General features: G+C 66.9%; 13 protein-coding genes. 1 reads left to right on the top strand and 12 read right to left on the bottom strand.

The window, feature by feature from the left end:
• Positions 1-34: 34 nt before the first annotated feature.
• Positions 35-1576 carry a L,D-transpeptidase gene (locus BRADO_RS11090; RefSeq protein ID WP_041757442.1) on the bottom strand — a complete coding sequence of 514 codons (1542 nt, stop codon included), beginning with the start codon at positions 1574-1576 and terminating at the stop codon, positions 35-37.
• A gap of 522 nt (positions 1577-2098) precedes the next feature.
• Between BRADO_RS11090 and fabA the strand changes: the two genes are divergently transcribed.
• Complete coding sequence (gene fabA, locus BRADO_RS11085) at positions 2099-2623, top strand: bifunctional 3-hydroxydecanoyl-ACP dehydratase/trans-2-decenoyl-ACP isomerase (protein WP_011925409.1); 525 nt, start codon at positions 2099-2101, stop codon at positions 2621-2623.
• Between the two features lie 12 nt (positions 2624-2635).
• Here fabA and BRADO_RS11080 read toward each other — a convergent pair whose 3' ends face one another.
• The 11 genes from BRADO_RS11080 to BRADO_RS11030 form a co-directional block, all read right to left on the bottom strand.
• Positions 2636-3511 (bottom strand): bifunctional helix-turn-helix transcriptional regulator/GNAT family N-acetyltransferase, encoded by an 876-nt coding sequence (locus tag BRADO_RS11080; RefSeq protein ID WP_011925408.1) that lies wholly within the window; start codon positions 3509-3511, stop codon positions 2636-2638.
• Between the two features lie 335 nt (positions 3512-3846).
• The gene (locus BRADO_RS11075) at positions 3847-4782 is read right to left on the bottom strand and encodes a sugar-binding protein (RefSeq protein ID WP_011925407.1); all 936 of its coding nucleotides are present in this window, start codon (positions 4780-4782) and stop codon (positions 3847-3849) included.
• Positions 4783-4875: 93 nt separating this feature from the next.
• Positions 4876-5973 (bottom strand): ABC transporter permease, encoded by a 1098-nt coding sequence (locus tag BRADO_RS11070; protein WP_011925406.1) that lies wholly within the window; start codon positions 5971-5973, stop codon positions 4876-4878.
• Entirely contained in the window at positions 5973-6725 is a 753-nt protein-coding gene (locus tag BRADO_RS11065) for an ATP-binding cassette domain-containing protein (RefSeq protein ID WP_011925405.1), read from the bottom strand. Before BRADO_RS11065 ends, BRADO_RS11070 begins: the two co-directional genes overlap by 1 nt.
• Positions 6726-6771: 46 nt before the next feature.
• The gene (gene xylA / locus BRADO_RS11060) at positions 6772-8094 is read right to left on the bottom strand and encodes a xylose isomerase (protein ID WP_011925404.1); all 1323 of its coding nucleotides are present in this window, start codon (positions 8092-8094) and stop codon (positions 6772-6774) included.
• Between the two features lie 6 nt (positions 8095-8100).
• The gene (gene xylB / locus BRADO_RS11055; RefSeq protein ID WP_011925403.1) at positions 8101-9549 is read right to left on the bottom strand and encodes a xylulokinase; all 1449 of its coding nucleotides are present in this window, start codon (positions 9547-9549) and stop codon (positions 8101-8103) included.
• A gap of 115 nt (positions 9550-9664) precedes the next feature.
• Positions 9665-10693: a LacI family DNA-binding transcriptional regulator gene (locus BRADO_RS11050; protein WP_011925402.1), complete on the bottom strand. Its 1029-nt coding sequence runs from the start codon at positions 10691-10693 to the stop codon at positions 9665-9667.
• 119 nt (positions 10694-10812) lie between these two features.
• A complete protein-coding gene (locus BRADO_RS11045; RefSeq protein WP_011925401.1) occupies positions 10813-11145 on the bottom strand; it encodes a PAN domain-containing protein in 333 nt (110 codons plus the stop codon).
• 343 nt (positions 11146-11488) lie between these two features.
• Positions 11489-12628, bottom strand: coding sequence for a sensor domain-containing diguanylate cyclase (locus BRADO_RS11040; RefSeq protein ID WP_011925400.1), 1140 nt, complete (start codon positions 12626-12628; stop codon positions 11489-11491).
• A 1056-nt stretch (positions 12629-13684) separates the two neighbouring features.
• On the bottom strand, positions 13685-15031 hold the full coding sequence (locus tag BRADO_RS11035; protein ID WP_050781079.1) for an IS1182-like element ISBrsp2 family transposase: 1347 nt from the start codon (positions 15029-15031) through the stop codon (positions 13685-13687).
• A gap of 280 nt (positions 15032-15311) precedes the next feature.
• On the bottom strand, positions 15312-16919 hold the full coding sequence (locus tag BRADO_RS11030) for a tannase/feruloyl esterase family alpha/beta hydrolase (RefSeq protein WP_085972862.1): 1608 nt from the start codon (positions 16917-16919) through the stop codon (positions 15312-15314).
• Positions 16920-17061: the final 142 nt, after the last annotated feature.

The following is a 17061-nucleotide window of genomic DNA, read 5'->3' as shown; positions in this document are numbered from 1 at the left end:
CGCCCCGCGCGCGGTCACGCACCGGCCCGGCTGGCTACCACCAGCTCGGCTGCACCGGCCGGTAGTAGACCGGCGGGCCGCGGCGGCGCGACGGCGCCATGGGCTGGCCGTCCCAGCTGCGCTGGAAGAAATTGCCGAACCCCTCATCGGATCCGTCATCGCTCGCCATATCGACATTGGTCGTCGGCCGTCGCGTGACGAAGCCGCCTTGCGGCTGATTGCTCAGCACCGCCACGAACTCCGTGCGATAATTGGTCTCGCTCGACAGCGGCTCGTCGGAGACGATGATCGACGAGCGCGGCACCGCCGTCGGCGCGATCCGGGCGAGCACATCCTTTGGAATGGTGATGCGGTCGAGCGCATCCTTGGCGTCGTCGCCGTCGTCGATGGTGACGGCGGTCCAGCGCAGCCCCGCGCCATTCTGCGCCACCGCGGTGAAGATGTGCGTGCCGAGCGGCCGGTCGGGATCGCGGATCGTGACCGGCGACTCGATCGAGGTATCGAACACCTCGCCGCCGCCGTCGGGCGCCGGCTTGTGGGTGTTGCGGCGGACATAGAGCATCTGTGTCGAGCGGCTGATGTAGACCGAGACCGGCTCGCCGGCGAGCTTCGCCTCGGTGGCCGCCTTGCTGGTCTCGGACTTCTTCGCCGCCGCCGCCTTTGCGGCGTCCTTCGTCGTCGCTGCGGCGGCGAGCTTGGCTGCCGTATCCGTCTTGGCGGTCTCGAACTGCGCCGCCGCCTCGGTCGCCTTGGTGTCGGCCTTCTGCCTCGCCTCCTCGGCCTGAGCCTTCGCCTGGTCGGTCTTGGCGGCGGCGAGCTTCTTGTCGGCGGATTTCAACTCGGCCTCGGCCCTGGCCTTGGCCTGCTCCAGCTTGCGCAGCGCGGCCTTGAGCGATTTGGCGTCGCGCTCGGCCGCGGCGGCGGCCGTCTTCGCCTCGTCGGCGATCCTGGCGGCGTCCTCGGCCTCGCGGCCCAAGGTCGCGGCCCGCGACGGCGCGGCGGCCAGTGCCTCCGCACTCGGATTGAACAAGGCAGGATGCGAAAACTCCACCGGGACGGGATCGCCGGGCGCGATGATCACGCGCATGCCGATCCAGGTACGATCGAACAGCTTCTCGGCAAAGCCATAGGGCATGCGGACGCAGCCATGCGAGGCGGCGTAGCCCGGCAGCGGTCCGCCATGCAGCGCGACGCCGTTCCAGGTGATGCGCTGCATGTTCGGCATCCAGGCATCGTCATAGAGCGTCGAATGGTGGTCCTTGTCCTTCTCGATGATCGCGAACACGCCGGCCGGCGTCTCACGGCCGGACACGCCCGTCGAAACCGGCGCGCGCCAGATCCACCCCTCGGAATCATAGAAGGTGACCTTCTGGGTCTTGATCGATACGATCGCCATGATCGGATCGCCATGCGCGCGCGGCGCCGTCGCCTCGGTGACCGGGGCGGGCCGCGCCTGCCGCGCGCTGGCACCGGTTGCGGGCAGAGCCCATGTCATGACGGCCGCAACGGCCAACATGGCTGCTCCCCGCCCCTGCAGCGCTGCGATGGCCCGAGCTCCCGTCGATCGTGTCGGCATGCCGTATCCCGATTCAATGCTGTTCATCTGCGCCCTGCGCGAGCCGTGCCCGGGCATTTATAAGCTCGAACATGTGTTGGGGTGAAGTGAGGCGAAATCTCACCAGCGCTGCAACGCGCGTCGGGCCGTGAATGTGTCGAATTCTGGAACACGGCATGACGCGACGTCGTCGCCCCTTCTCTCGATTCGCCCACCCGCCCATTCCGTTCATCAAGCCGTTGCCGAGCCATTAACGCCGATCCGGCCGCGGAGGTCCGCTGGTCCGGAGCGCGGCGCGTTCGTGTGAGACGCTCGCTCATCGGCCGCCGGTTCAAAGCCAACTGACGCGAAGCCCGGGCTTGGCTAAGGCGATCTGCATTTTGATCGGCCGCGGCAAGCGCAACAGGCGATGACCGGATCGCTCACGAATCCCGACACTGTCACACGCTCAGCTATTTCGCTGCGGTCGCTTGAAGCATCGGCACTGCACTCCCATCCTTTAGCCGCGGAACCGCCGCCGATGGCAGAACCGGAGATGATGCCTTGCCCGATCCCCGCGACTTTCACGTGCCGCAATCGTCCTACAGCAAGCAGGATCTGCTTCGCTCCAGTGAGGGCGGCTATTTCGGGCCGGGCAACGCGCAGCTGCCGGCGCCGCCGATGCTGATGATGGACCGAATCACCGAATTGAGCCTGGACGGCGGCCGCTATGGCAAGGGGCGCATCGTCGCCGAGTTGGACATCACGCCGAAGCTCTGGTTCTTCGACTGCCTGTTCCGCGGCGATCCCGTGATGCCGGGCTGTCTCGGCCTCGACGCGATGTGGCAGATGGTGGGCTATTGGCTCGGCTGGTCGGGCTCGCCCGGCAAGGGCCGCGCCACCGGTGTCGGCGAGGTGAGCTTTCGCGGCGAGATCACGCCGGAGGTGAGTTGCGTGCGCTATGAGGTCGACATGCGCCAGGTCCGCCGCGGCCGCCTCGTGCTCGGCCTCGCTGATGGACGCGTGCTCGCGGACGACCGCTGCGTCTATGAAGCGCGGGACATGAAGGTGGCGCTGACGACAGCATGACAATCGATGCTGTCATGATAGACGCTTCTCGAAGAACAGGTCCGGATAGGGATCGTCGTTGAAGCGGTCGATCTCGGTCCATCCGGTGGCGCGATAGAGCTGCTGCGCCTCGCCGAGCGCGCTGTTGGTGTCGAGCCGCAGCGTCGTGATCGACAGGCTTCGCGCGGCCGTTTCGGCTGCGTCCATCAGGCGCCTGCCGAGGCCGAGGCCGCGGGCGGCCGGGGCGACCCAGAGGCGCTTGATCTCGGCGACCGCGCCGCCCGAGCCCTTCAGCCCGACGCAGCCGAGCGGCAGGCCGTCGGACAGCGCGACGAAGAAGGCGCCGCGCGGCGCCATCATGTCCAGTGCGTCGGGATCGCGCGACAGCGCGACGTCAAAACCGCGCGCGAAACGGCGCGACAGCTCGGCGTAGTACTCGCCGAGGCAATAGCGCGCGGGATCGCCGCGCGGATCGACCTCGTCGATGCGGATGCGGTCGCGACCGAGCGCGGCAGCGACCATGTCCATCGCCGCGAGCAGTGCCTCGCGCTGGCTGGAGCGCGCGAGCATCGCGGAGGCCTGCGCATTGGAGAGCGTCTCATAGGCCTCGAACTCGCGCCGGCCGGCGGCGGTGAGCTTCGCGCTGCGGCGGCGCGCATCGTCGGGATGCGGCTTCGTCGTGATCAGCCCCTCGTCCTCGAGGCCGCGCAGGAAGCGGCTCATCAGTCCGGAATCGAGCGCGAGATAGTCGCGCAACTCCGCCACGTCGCTGCGGCCATGGCCGATCGCATTGAGCACGCGCGCCGCGCCGAGCGGCCGGCCTCGGCCGAGGAACGACGTATCGAGCGCGCCGACCTCCGAGGTGACGGCGCGGTTGAAGCGGCGGACGCGAGCGACGGGATCGAGCATGATATCTGACTTAGGTCAGACATCATTCCTTGTCAACTTGAGGCATGCGGCGCGCCTTCACCAACGCTGTCATCATCCGCGCAGGCGGATGATCCAGTACGCCGCGGGCTCTCGATCGATCACGGGCGCCTCCGAATACTGGATCGTCCGCCTGCGCGGACGATGACAGGTGTGGAGGCGGTTGGCGGCGTGATCTACGGCACGGAGTGGCGCAATCATACCTGGCTTCGCCGAGCGCCCGATGCGGCAGGCGTCTGCGGCACACAAAAAGGGCGGCCCGGCCGCCGGCCGAAGCCGGGTGCCGGACCGCCAGGTTTTCCCCGGGAGGAACCGTATTAGTTCAAGAGCTTGGCGACGTTGTCCTTGGTGACGAGGTCGAGGCCGGTGTAGATCACCTCCGGCACCTTCTCGCCCTTCTTGATCGCCAGCAGCGCGTCCATCGACTTCTCGCCCATCTCGAACGGACGCTGGCCGGTCAGCGCGTTGGAATAGCCGTCGCGCAGCAACTCGAGCTGCATCTTCAGCGTATCGGCGACCACCAGCGTGAGCTTGCCGGCGTCGATGTCCTTCTTGTTCTTGTTGACGAACGCCTTGTAGCCCTCGGGCGCGAACATCGGCCAGCCGCCGACCGGGACGATCGCGCCGAGGTCCGGCGTGGCGGTGCGCAGGTCAGTCATCTGCTGCACGGCGAGTGCGGAATCGTCGTTGCAGAAGGTCGGCGAGCCCGCCACTTCGGTCCACTTCGAGCCCTTGAGCGCCTCGCGCACGCCCTCGACGCGCTCGGCCAGGTTCTTGGCGCCCGGGCCGCCCGACACCATGGCGTATTTGCCGCCGTCAGGCCGCAGCTCGCGCAGCTGCTTGCCGAGCGCGAGGCCGAAATCCTTGTTGTTGGTGCCGATATAAGCGAGGCGCTTGGAGCCCGGGGCGTCAGCGTCGAAGGTGATGACGGGGATGCCGGCCGCGGTCGCCGCGTCGATCGACTTGGTCATCGCCGCGACGTCGGCGACCGAGATCGCGAGGCCGTCGACCTTCTGGGTGATGAAGTCCTGGATGATCTGCGCCTGGGTGGCCGGCTCGTGCTCGATCGGCCCCTTGTAGATGCACTCGACATTGCCGAGCTCCTTGGCCCGCTTCATGCAGCCGTCGCGCGCGACGTCGAAGAACGGATTGTTCATCGCCTTAGGCACGACGGCAAAACGGTACTTGGTCTCGGCCTGCGCCGAGCCCATCAGGAGCGCGAGCGATGCGACCGCAAGAACGATCTTCTTCATGGGTTTCCCTCCTCATCGTCTATCCATGATGATTGTCTGTGCCGGGTGCGGATAGACGTGATCAGTCTCATCCCGGCCAGTATCCTCATTTGACTACAGCAGCCGCGAGCGGATGCGATCGACCAGTACGGCGGCGATGATGATCACGCCGACCAGCGTCTGCTGCCAGTACGAATTGACCTGCGCCAGCACCAGCCCGTTCCTGATCACCTCGAGCAGCACGCAGCCGACGATGGCGCCGAGCGGACCGCCGAGACCGCCGGCGAGATTGGCACCGCCGATCACGGCGGCGGCGATCACGTTGAGCTCGTAGGACGTCGCCATGTTGGCCGGCGCCGAGCCCAGCCAGCCGGAGATGATGATGCCCTGCAGCCCCGCAGCCACCGCGCCGATCACATAGACCTCGATCTTGACCCGCGTCACCGAGATGCCGGTCAGCTCGGCCGCCTTCTCGTTGCCGCCGATCGCGAAGACGTGGCGGCCGAACGCGCTGTGATGCAGAACCAGCGCCATCGCCAGCGCCAGCACCATCAGGTAGATGAACGGCGCCGGCACGCCATAGACGTCGCCCGAGGTCAGCGCATAGAAATAGTCGGCATCCGGACCGCCGGGAAAGCTGCCGCGGCCGTTGGAGATGACGTAGCAGAGGCCGCGCACGATCGAGAGCATGCCGAGCGTGGTCACAAACGGCGACAGGCCGAGAATGGCGATGCACATCCCGTTGATGAGGCCGACCAGCACCGACACGGCAAGCCCTGCCAGCACCGACACCAGCAGGATAAGCCCGGGCACGTTGGCGACCACGGTCTTGCCGTCGGCGGCGAGATGCACGAACAGCGCGGCCAGCGGCGTGCCGGGCGTCGACAGCGTCACCATCACCATCGAGGTGATCATCGCGGCGAGGCACATCATCGAGCCGACCGACAGGTCGATGCCCCCGGTGATGATGACGAAGGTGATGCCGAGCGTCGCGATCGCGATGAAGGAGAAGTTCTTGGCGACGTTCTGCAGGTTGCCTTCGGTGAGGAAATAAGGGCTGGCGAAGCTCATCACGATGATGAGCGCGACCAGCGCCAGCGTCACATAGGCGGTCTGCGAGGCGAACACGCCGCGGTGCCACCAGCGTGCGGCGCCGACATTGGTGAAGGTGACGTCGGGGCTCGCGGGGCTGGTCTCGGATGGAACGGACATCACGCCGCCTCCTTGGCGCCGGTGATCAGCGCGGTGACTTCCTCGGGACTGGTCTCGCCGACCGGCTTGTCGGCCCTCTTCTCGCCGCGCCGCATCACCACGACGCGGTCGCAGACTGCGAAGATGTCGGGCATGCGGTGCGAGATCAGGATCACGGCGATGCCCTGCTCCTTCAGGCGATGGATCAGGCTCAGCACCTGCTCGACCTGGCGCACCGAGATCGCTGCGGTCGGCTCGTCCATCATCACCAGCTTGGCGTTCGAGAGGCGCGTGCGCGCGATCGCCACCGCCTGGCGCTGGCCGCCCGACATGTCCTTGACGAGATCGTGCGGCCGCGTCTCCGAGCGCAGCTCGCGGAACAATTCCAGCGCGCGCGCCTCCATCCCCTTGTGATCGAGCAGCTTGAGCGGACCAACGCTGCGCTTCAGCTCGCGGCCGAGGAAGACGTTGGCCGCGGCAGTGAGATTGTTGGCAAGCGCGAGGTCCTGATAGACGACCTCGATGCCGACGCTGCGCGAATCCATCGGGCGATGGAAATGCACCTCGCGTCCGTCGAAGTTGATCGTGCCCTGGCTCGGCGGGAAGTTGCCGGCGATGATGCGCACCAGGGTCGACTTGCCGGCGCCATTGTCGCCCATCAGGCCGACGACCTCACCGGGACTGATCGAGAGATCGACCGCGTGCAGGGCGCGGATTGCGCCGAACTGCTTTCCGATGCCCTTGAGCTCAAGGACCGGTGAGGTCGCGGCCATTGCGGCGGCACCAGCCGCGCCCGTCGGTTGATGCAGGCTGCTGTCGTCAGACATAGCGGTTCACCACGCTTTCAAGATATTCCTGCCGGCCGGAGCGCGGCTGCGGATCGAGGCTGGTGTTGACGGCGCGATCGGCGAGTTCGGCGAGCGAGCGGCGCCCGGCGAGGATCGACTGTCCCTCCTCGCCGTCCCAGCCGGCATAGCGCTGCGCGAGCGGCGCCGTCAGCGCGCTGTCGGTGAGCATCTCGTCGGCCGCGATCAGCGCCCGCGCGCACGCATCCATCGAGCCGACATGGGCGTGCAGCAGATCGTCCGGATCGATCGACTGCCGGCGGATCTTGGCGTCGAAGTTCAGCCCGCCCGTGGTGAAGCCGCCGCCTCTCAGGATGTCGTGGAACACCAGCGCCAGCTCCGGCACATTCATCGCGAACTGGTCGGTGTCCCAGCCCAGCAGATCGTCGCCGCGGTTGATGTCAACAGAGCCGAACACGCCGAGCGCCTGCGCCAGCGCGATCTCGTGCTGGAACGAGTGGCCGGCCAGGATGGCATGGTTCTGCTCGATGTTGAGCTTGACGTCGGCGAGCAGGTCGTAGCGTTTCAGGAAGCCATAGCAGGTCGCGACGTCGAAATCATACTGATGCTTGGTCGGCTCCTTCGGCTTCGGCTCGATCAGCAGCGGGCCCTTGAAGCCGATCTTGTGCTTGTGCTCGACCACCATCGCGACGAAGCGGCCGAGCTGGTCGAGCTCGCGCTTCATGTCGGTGTTGAGCAGGGTCTCGTAGCCCTCGCGGCCGCCCCACAGCACGTAGTTGGCGCCGCCGAGCCGATGCGTCACCTCGAGCGCGGCGCGCACCTGGCCGGCGGCATAGGTGAAGACGTCGGGATCGGGGTTGGTCGCCGCGCCCGCCATGTAGCGGCGGTGCGAGAACAGATTCGCGGTGCCCCACAGCAGCCGCACCTTGGCGGAGTCCATCTTCTGCTCGAACAGGTCGGCGATGGCGTTGAGGTTGGCCACCGACTCCTTCAGCGTTGCGCCTTCCGGCGCGGCATCGACGTCGTGGAAGGTGAAGAACGGCACGTCGAGCAGGCGGAACAGCTCGAACGCGACATCGGCCTTGGCGCGCGCCATCGCGAGCGCGTCGTTGCCATGCTGCCACGGCCGCAGGAAGGTTTCGCCGCCGAACGGATCGCTGCCCGGCCAGCAGAACGAATGCCAGTAGCAGACGGCGAAGCGCAGATGGTCCTCCATGCGCTTGCCGCGGATGACGCGATCCTTGTCGTACCAGCGGAACGACAGCGGGCTGCGCGACTCCTGGCCGCCATAAGCGACGGTCGCGCCGGTGTGGAAGAAGGGAGCCTGGACGTTCACGAGCGGTTACTCCTTGAGAGCAGGATAGAGCTTGCGCCAGCGCGCATAGGCATCGTCGTAAGCGGTGCGCTGCGCGGCGCGCGGTTCGAAACTCTGCAGCCGCCGCGGCTTGCGGCACACATCGGCGGGCGCCTCGCCGGTCGCGGCGAGACGGCCGAGCCTGGCGGCGCCGATGGCGGCGCCGACCTCGCCCTCCTCGACGCGATGCACCGTCACGCCGAGCACATCGGCCATGATCTGCGCCCACACGACGGAGCGCGAACCGCCGCCGACCAGATCGAGGGCCGTGATCTGCTGCGCGCTGCGGCCGAGCGCGGCGAGCATGTCGCGCGAGGCATAGGCGACGCCTTCGAGCACGGCCTGCACGAGATCGTCGCGCGACGCGGCGCTGCGCAGACCGACCAGCGCGCCCGCCGCATGCGCGTCATTGTGCGGCGTGCGCTCGCCATCGAGATACGGCAGGAACTGCACCGGGCTCGGACGATCGACGCGGACGCCGAGCGGCGCCAGCAGCGCAGATTCGGGCGTCGCGAGGATGCGCGCCAGCCAGGACAGCGAGGCCGCGGCCGACAGCATCACGCCCATCTGGTGCCAGAGCCCGCCGAGCGCGTGACAGAACGCATGCACGGCCGCCTCCGGCGCCGGCGCGAAGCGGTCGGTGACGCGGAATAGCACGCCTGAGGTGCCCAGCGACAGGAATGCGTCGCCGGGCGTGATCGCGCCGAGCCCGATCGCGCTGGCGGCATTGTCGCCTGCGCCGCCGGCGATCACGACCTCGCCGCTCATGCCCCAGCGCTGCGCCAGCGCGCGCGACAGCACCGCGCTGCGCTCATTGCCTTCGACCAGCCGCGGCATGTGATCGAGTCCGAGATCCGTCGCCGCCAGCAGCTTCTCCGACCAGCGCCGCGCGCCGACATCGAGCCACAAGGTGCCTGCTGCATCCGACATGTCCTCGGCCATTTCTCCGGACAGTCGGTAACGCACATACGCCTTCGGCAGCAGCACCTTGGCCACCTGAGCGAAGATCTCCGGCTCGTGCTTTGCCACCCACACCAGCTTCGGTGCGGTGAAGCCGGGCATCGCGAGATTGCCGGCGATCGCGTGCAACTCCGGGCAACGCCGTTCGAGCTCGGCGCATTCAGCTTGCGAGCGGCCGTCATTCCACAGGATCGCAGGCCGCAGCGGCCGGCCGTCGCGGCCCAGCAAGGTGGCGCCGTGCATCTGGCCGGACAGGCCGATGCCGCGCACCACCGCAACCTCGCGCGGATGACGCGCAGCGAGATCGTCGACCGCGCCGATGACGGCCTCGACCCAATGATCGGGATTCTGCTCGGACCACAAAGGCTGCGGATGCGACAGCGCCAGCGGACGGCCGGCGCTCGCGACCAGCGCGCCCGCCTCGTCCTCCAGCACGGCCTTTACGCCGGATGTGCCGACATCCAGTCCGAGAAACACGCTTCCCTCCTCCCATACGGGCCGTCGGTCGTGAGCGATCTTCGTCGCTTCGGGACCTGGCCCACTTTCGTTTCGTTGCGTGATCGGCCGGCTGCGTAAACCGCAGCCGCCCGGCTCACGGTAGATTGTCCCGCATCACGATGTCGATGCGGATCGCTTCCTGTTCACTCAGGATCGGCTCACCGCGCGCCAGCGCCAGCAGCACGCGCACCGCGGAGCGGGCCTCGTGCCCCGGATTCTGCGAGATCGCCGCGGCCATCACGCCCGACAGCAACAGCTTGCGCGTCAAGGCGGTGACATCATGACCGACGAACACGATGTCGCCGGCACGGCCGGACTCGGTCAGCGCCTGGGCGACGCCCGCCGTGCCGGCGCCGACATTATAGAGAGCGACGATGTCGCTGGTCTCGGCGAGCAGCGCCCGCATCAGCTGTTCCGAGCGATCATCCGCATCATGCCCCTCGGCGACCGGCAAAATCTCGAGGTGCCGAAACTCCGCCGCCAGCACCTGGCTGAAGCCGAAGATGCGCTCGGCATGATCGCGCAGGCCCTGTGAGCCCGCCATGATCGCGACCCGCCCCGGCTTGCCGCCGGCGAAACGTCCGACCAGCGCGCCAGCGGTTCGGCCGGCGGCGATATTGTCGATCCCAACATAATGGTGCCGGCGCGACGACGGCACGTCCGACACCAGCGTCACCACCTTGGCGCCGGCCTCGACGAGATCGTTGATCGCCGCGCGCACGCTGGGATGATCGAGCGCGACCACCGCGACGCCGTCGACGCGCCCGACCAGATCTTCGAGCTTGCCGGCCAGCACCGCCGGATCGAACACGTCGGTGGTGACGACATCGGTCATCAGCCGTCGCGCGGCCATCCAGGCCGCGAGCTCGCCGAGATGCGCCTGGATCTGCTGCATGAAGGGATTGACGCCGGCGGGCATCACGAAGGCAAAGCGCCGCGAGCGCGCGCGGGCGAGCTCCGAGGCCGCCGCATGCGGCTGGAACGCACTGCGCGCCATCGCGTCCTTGACACGCCGCACCGTGTCCGGGCGCACGCCCGGCCGGTTGTGCAGCACGCGGTCGACGGTGGCCAGACTGACGCCGGCCTGCCGCGCGATGTCCCGCAATGTCAGCGGTGCGTTCATGCTCCTCCCCTTCGGGTTGAGGAACTTAGCGCGATTTCTGAGGTGCGCAACTCATTTTTGAGGGCGCAGAGCGCCCCTACGGAAGACAACAGACGGGCGTCGGAGTGTGAAGGGCGCTCCTAATCGATCCTCTGGCCGCCGGAAATGCCGGAGATACAACACGGATTGGCTCGCGCCCGCGGCACGACGGCCTTCAACCAGCACCGCGCGGGCGGCTGCTGCAGCCCGTGCCAGAAGGTCGGCGGCTTGACATAGGTCCAGGCGCGACAGCGCGGCAACTCGCGATTGCAGGTCTGCCGGCAGGCCTGCGCGTCGTCGAAGGTGTCGAAGCTGCGGTAGTCGCCGCCGGGACGATCGATGCTGGTCGCGAAGAAGTCGTTTGCCGAAACAGGCGTGGCAAGTGCCGAGGCGAGCCCGAACGCTGCCGCAGCCACCAGGTAACGAAGATGCATGGTGGCCTCCTGTCAACTTACGCGATCAAGTAAAGAGCAGCTCGCCCGTGTTGTCAAAACCCCGGGTCTGCTCGCCTTGGACATGGTGCGCGCGGGGGCGCGCTCTGCCCGATGCGAGCCAGGGCCATCGTGTTCGCAGATTGCGGCCAATGCGCCAGGCACCCCCACCAATCCACTCATGCCCGCAGAATAAACGGACACAACGCATCCAGCGTCAGGTTCGAGCCTCGCAGGCAGGGCGGGAACGCCCCTGCTCCGCAGCGAGGTGAACTACACGAATGCAACCTCGATGCGCTGCTCGGTGCGTGCGGTCATGCGACAGGCGCGCGAGAAGCCGTCGCTTTCAATCGCGAGCTTGAACTGCTCGGGAAGGTCGGCCGTCGAGATCACCTCCAGCGCGGCGGGTCTCCGACAGCGCGCGGACCGTGCAGTCGAAGGTGGAGCGTCCGGCGTTGAAGGCGATCTGCCCGGCCTTGAAGACGCGCCGCAGTGTCGGGGCGATCGAGGGCGCGGCCTCGACCCAGGCGATGACCTGGTTGCGGCCGCCGTTCTTCGCTGCATACATCGCGCGATCGGCGCGCGCGAGCATGGCATCGAAGGGTTGCCCGGGCGTGAGGTCGACGGCGCCGAAGCTGGCGGTGATGCGGATCGGTCCCGACGGGCTCTCGATCGAAAGGTCGGCGACGGCGGAGCGCATCTTCTCGAGCACAGCCATCGCGTCGTCCAGGCTCGTATGCGGCAGGATGATGCCGAACTCCTCGCCGCCGAGACGGCCGATCACGTCGGAGGCGCGCAGGACGTTCTGACAGGCGCCGACCACCTTCGACAGCACGAGGTCGCCGGCCGCATGGCCATGATTGTCATTCACGGATTTGAAGTGATCGACGTCGAGCAAGGCGCAGGTGAGCGGGTGACGATGGCGCTCCGCGAGCGCCCGCAGGCGCTCGCCCTCGCTGCGGAAGGCGCGGCGCGAGAGCGCACCGGTGAGACCGTCGCGCAGGCTCAGATTGCGCAGCATCAGCTCGTCGACGGCGAGCGCCGCAAGGTCCCGGAGCATCTCGACGTCGCGTGCACCGAACACCCGCGGCCTGGTGTCCATCGCGCAGAGCGTGCCGACATTGGTTCCGGAAATACGAAGCTGCGCGCCGGCATAGAACCGGATGAACGGTTTGCCATAGACCAGGACATTGCCCGCCAGGCGCGCGTCCTGATGAGTATCGAAGATGACGAGGGGCTCGGACTGCCGGATCGCAAGGTTGCAGAGCGCCGGCCGCCGGTCGCCCTCGCGCTCGGTCATGCCGTCGGCCGCCTTGAACCATTGGCGATGGCCGTCGATGAAGGTCAGCGTCGACATCGGCACGTCGAAGATCTTGCGGCACAACCCGGTGAGCCTGTCGAACGCGCGCTCGCGCGGCGTATCCAGTATATCCAGTTCCGCCAGTGCCTCCAGGCGGCAAGCATCGTCATGGTGTTCAGCTGACATCGGCAACTCCTTGGCGCCAACATCGCCCGTGCCGCTTAACGCTGGATTTAACAGCAGGATGAGGGAACTCCTAACCGAGCCGATCTCGCGCATGGAACTCGCGGTCCATCCGGACGTACTCGCTCCGGTTTAACGTGCAGGGATTGGAACGGCTCCCGACAACCATGTTCGCCGGCGCAGCGACCAGCCGCTGAACAGATTGTCGGTCCAGAAACTTCCGCTTTCCAGAAGATTCTTCTTTCGCTTTATCGGAAGATGTGCTTATCTTGCGGCCATCCTGCCTCAACGAGAGGGGCGTTGCGCGCGATCGTCACGACACGCGAGGCGGGGATGCGGTGGCCGCGGGAGATCGCAGCAGGCTCGGCGACGAGGTTGCGGACGAACGATCGCCTGCGGACGTGAAGTCGCAGCGGCCCGACACCCCGAAGCTGGTGTCATCCGCGCCATGCGCGCAAGCGCATGGTCGCGAACGCGACGAGGCTCGCCTCGCGCGGAGGTGGCCAACACGCCGGCGCACCAGGGCGACTGCGTATAAGCGTGAAGACACCGCGCAGGGAATGCCGGATGCTCGGCTGAACCTGTGGTACCTGCCGCCTGCATTTTTTCTCGCAGGCGGGCCATGGGTGAGGCCCTCACCCGGCATTCCCTGCGCCCTCTCATTGTTCGGAGGGACATGATCGATGCACGGCTCGGGCGCGATGCGCCGCGAGATCGGGATGTCATGTTCCGCGCTGTTTGAGATGTGAAGTCGCTCTTTTCAGCCGTCGTCCCGGACAAGCCGCGACGCGCAAAGCGCGGCACGGCGCCGATCCGGGACCCACAAGCCGCGGCAGACGTGTTGGGCACAAAGCCAATGACCAGCCTACCTCAAATAGCTCCCTGGGGGTATGAGTCCCGGCTCGAGGCCGGGACGACAGCGGGGCCGTAGAGCTTGTGAGCCAATTTGAGTTCAGGGCTGAGTTTGCGACGAGGGGGCTGTCGCCGCGGGATAGCCGTTGTGGGCGGCTCTGTGCGGCGGATTGTCCCGGAGGATCCCTCGGATGCCGCTCCCGGCGACTATGATGCTGCTTTTTGACAGGCGATGAGGTGCAATCCTTGCAGAAGGTTGTTGGTGAACGCGTACCAGCTCACGACGGCGCGAACCTTGTCGATGCCGCGTACCGTCACTTGCCGGAGGTCCCAGTTGCGCCAGCGGGCGTGGATGCATTCGCACAGCGAGCGGAGCTGATACTGAGCCTTGCCGGCTTCGCTCGCCATGCGCGCTCGCCAGGCCGCCACACCAGGGCCATCGGTATCTCGGGGCAGATAAGGATCAACACCGCTTTTTTGCGAGCGCGGCGGACAGTAGATCTCGATGTTCTGGCCATGCGCCCATTCGATGTCGTCGCCACGGCAGTATCCGCCATCGACGAGGTAGCGCCTGGGCAGGCGTTGCAGCTTGTCGCGCAGCCGCTCCAGCATCGGTCGCATCAGGCCGCCGTCTGATCCGTTGTTGTCGATGTCGATTGCGACCACGATCATCGCAGCTGCAGCGCTGACGACCTGCACGTTGTAGGCGGGACGGAAGCCGGCATCGGCCATCTTCATCCGCCGCGCCTGCGGATCGGTGGTGGAGGCCCGAGGCTCCTTCGGCTTCTTGCCGTTACCGCCTTTTTCCTCGAGCTTCTGGCGCTTGCGCTTGATCTCCTCCAGCGCCGCCTGCGCCGCTTCGACCTTCTGTTTATGCTCGCGTGCGGCGCGCTCACGCGCCGCGCGGATGCGCCGGTTGCTGGCTTCTGGATCTGCATCGACTTCCCGCTTGAGCTCTTCCACCACCTCCGTTGCTTCCGCCAGCTTCTGCTGCAGCCTCGCTTCGCGCCGGAACGAGCTGGCCCCCGCATTGGCGCGGATCCGCACCCCGTCCTGTGCCAGCGTATCGAGATCGACCAGCCCGGCCTCGCTCAACGCCGCCAGATGTTCGCTCATCAGGCGGTCGAGCACATCGGCACAGCCGACGCGGAAGTCCGATAGCGTGTGATAGTTCAGCGATACCCCGCCACACAGCCAGCGATAGGCATCATGGCTCTCGCACAGGCGATCCAGCGCCCGAGCACTGCCGACGCCGTCGCTGGTGGCATAGAGCCAGAGCGCCAGCAAAAGGCGTGGCGACGGTGCCGGATGACCAGGCCTGTTCTCCCGCGCCTTCACTCGGTCTTCCAACTCGCTCAGGTCGAGCGTCTCGACATAGGTCCAGATCATCCGCGCCGGATGATCCTGCCCGATCAGGCTGTCGATATCGACCGCGCGCAGCTCGACCTGGTTGCGCTCCGGAACCCGCAGACGAGGCGCACCCTTCGGAAGCTCCCGCGCTTTGGGACCCGACTGCTCCGGCAATCCATCGAAAAGCTCGTCCTTAGCCATCATGACCTCCAGCAAACCGCTCCGCTCAGAGAATCATAGTCAGCGAGAATAGGCATCGAAAGATTCACAGCCTCGTAGGGTGGGCAAAGGCGCGCCACCGCCGCAACTGATCGTCTGCGCTCCCTCCCGCGCCGTGCCCACCGCGCCTCCTGCACGCGGCAGGCGAATGGTGGGCACGGCGCGCGACACGGCAGCGCAAACATCGCGCAGCATTGGCGCGCCTTTGCCCACCCTACGTTTTCGACGTGCGCGGCCGCGACGCCGCCGACGCTCTCCCCCGCGACTACTGCGCGCACACAAAGCTCGCCGCCTGCTCGACAGGTCCCGCCTTGTAGCGCGGCCAGGCCGGCCAGCGGCACAGCGGCAGGCTGCGCGTCACCGTGAAGGCCGGCGCCTCGATCTTCTGCTCGACGACGGCGAGATCGTCCGGCGCCTTGCCGGTCTCGACCCAGTCGACCAGCACGCTCAGCATGTCGACATTGGCCGGCGCGCCGTTGCCGACATGATCGACGCCGGGCGCGGTGTAGAGCCGCGCGAATTCCGCCGTCTCGGCCTTGCCGAGCTTGCGCTCGACGCTCTCGAAATAGCGGATGCCGGCGTAAGGGCTCTGCGCATAATCGGCCATATGCTCCAGCATGACGAGCTTGCCGCCGCGGGCACGGAAGCGACTGAGATCCGGATCCGTCGAATCCATCAGTTGCGACACCTGCAGCAAGCGATCCTTGTAGTCCTCCGGCTTGTACTTGGTGACATCGAGCTTGGGATCGCGCGCGAACACATATTGCGTGCCGCCGGTGCCGAACACCCAGGCGATGCCGTTCGCGGGCGTCGGGGGCTGCGTGGGTGCCGCCTTGCCGAGCCACCACGAGATCCAGCCGCCTGCAGAGGCGAAGCCCTCGGTGTCCTCGCCGGAGATGCCCCAGCCCGGATAATCATCGAGCCCGTTGGCAAGCGCGAACGGGAACTTATACGGCGCGTGCAGCGTCGCAATCGCCTTGATCTGCGCGTCGCTCAGGCAAGCCTCGCCGCTCTTGCCGTCGGGACAACGCAGGCCGTCCAGCTTGAAACTCGCCTTGCAGTCAACCGGATTCGCGATCAGGCCATCTGCGACGCCGTCCGCCTTGTCGCAGCTCTGGCGCACGGCCTCCGCAACCAGCTTGACCTGCGCCGGGCTGATCCAGCCTTCACCCATCGTCACCAGCCCGCCGCGCGTGCCCGCATGCTGCAGCCCGACCCAGTTGATCACGGGCACACGGGCAAAGATGCCGTCGAAATCATCTGGATAACGCTGCGCCATCGTCAGCGCCTCGCGGCCGCCTTCGGACGATCCCATGAAGTACATCTTGTCAGGCGCCTTGCCATAGGCGCTCTTCATCACCGCGACCGCCGCATCGCGGACTTTCTTGTACGCGACGTGAGCAAAGTGTTCGAATGCCTCATCACTGAGCGCGAAGGTCTGCGGCGGCTCGCCCGGCTTGGACTCGTGACCGGAGTCGGTGCCATAGGTGACGAAGCCGCGCGCCAGCGGCGAGGCCTTGTCGAACGGATAGGCCGGCGGCAGACCGAGCCCGGTGATCAGCACGCCATTGAAGCCGCCGCCGCCATATTGCAGGGAGCGGCCATTCCAATCGAGCGGCAGGTTGATTTCGAACTTGATCGGCGGCGCCTGCGGATCCCTGGCCTCGAGATGCCCCAGCACCTTGCAGAAGGCGGGATTGGCCGGAACGACGCGCGCGGCCGGAGATCCGGCCTTCTCGGCGACGGTCAGTGGCGACGGCGCCTGCATGGCGGCGCTGTCGATCCGCATCGCGCCGTCGGAAACCCCAGCCAATCCGCTGCAGGTCGCTGTCGGTTCGCCGACCAGGGCCGCGGCGCCCGCGGGACCGATCATCAGCAGCGTCAGCAGGACACCGACCGCGCCCGCACGCGGCAAGCTCGTGAATGTCGTCATGTTCGTTTCCTCACCTTGTTCGTCCCGTTCAGCCGGGATCTCGAATCCGCGCCATCGCGGCGCGGATTCCCTCGTCATGTCC

The organism is Bradyrhizobium sp. ORS 278 (assembly GCF_000026145.1).
In the GTDB taxonomy this organism is placed as follows: Bacteria; Pseudomonadota; Alphaproteobacteria; order Rhizobiales; family Xanthobacteraceae; genus Bradyrhizobium.
This window is presented reverse-complemented; position numbering and strand designations above follow the sequence as displayed.

Bases quoted from the DNA above. Each gene is read 5' to 3' on its own strand.
- BRADO_RS11080 (WP_011925408.1), bottom strand. From the start codon at position 3,511: ATGCTCGATCCCGTCGCTCGCGTCCGCCGCTTCAACCGCGCCGTCACC.
- BRADO_RS11045 (WP_011925401.1), bottom strand. From the start codon at position 11,145: ATGCATCTTCGTTACCTGGTGGCTGCGGCAGCGTTCGGGCTCGCCTCG.
- BRADO_RS11035 (WP_050781079.1), bottom strand. From the start codon at position 15,031: ATGATGGCTAAGGACGAGCTTTTCGATGGATTGCCGGAGCAGTCGGGT.
- BRADO_RS11030 (WP_085972862.1), bottom strand. From the start codon at position 16,919: ATGATCGGTCCCGCGGGCGCCGCGGCCCTGGTCGGCGAACCGACAGCG.
- BRADO_RS11090 (WP_041757442.1), bottom strand. From the start codon at position 1,576: ATGCCGACACGATCGACGGGAGCTCGGGCCATCGCAGCGCTGCAGGGG.
- BRADO_RS11040 (WP_011925400.1), bottom strand. From the start codon at position 12,628: ATGTCAGCTGAACACCATGACGATGCTTGCCGCCTGGAGGCACTGGCG.
- BRADO_RS11050 (WP_011925402.1), bottom strand. From the start codon at position 10,693: ATGAACGCACCGCTGACATTGCGGGACATCGCGCGGCAGGCCGGCGTC.
- BRADO_RS11070 (WP_011925406.1), bottom strand. From the start codon at position 5,973: ATGTCCGTTCCATCCGAGACCAGCCCCGCGAGCCCCGACGTCACCTTC.
- BRADO_RS11065 (WP_011925405.1), bottom strand. From the start codon at position 6,725: ATGGCCGCGACCTCACCGGTCCTTGAGCTCAAGGGCATCGGAAAGCAG.
- BRADO_RS11075 (WP_011925407.1), bottom strand. From the start codon at position 4,782: ATGAAGAAGATCGTTCTTGCGGTCGCATCGCTCGCGCTCCTGATGGGC.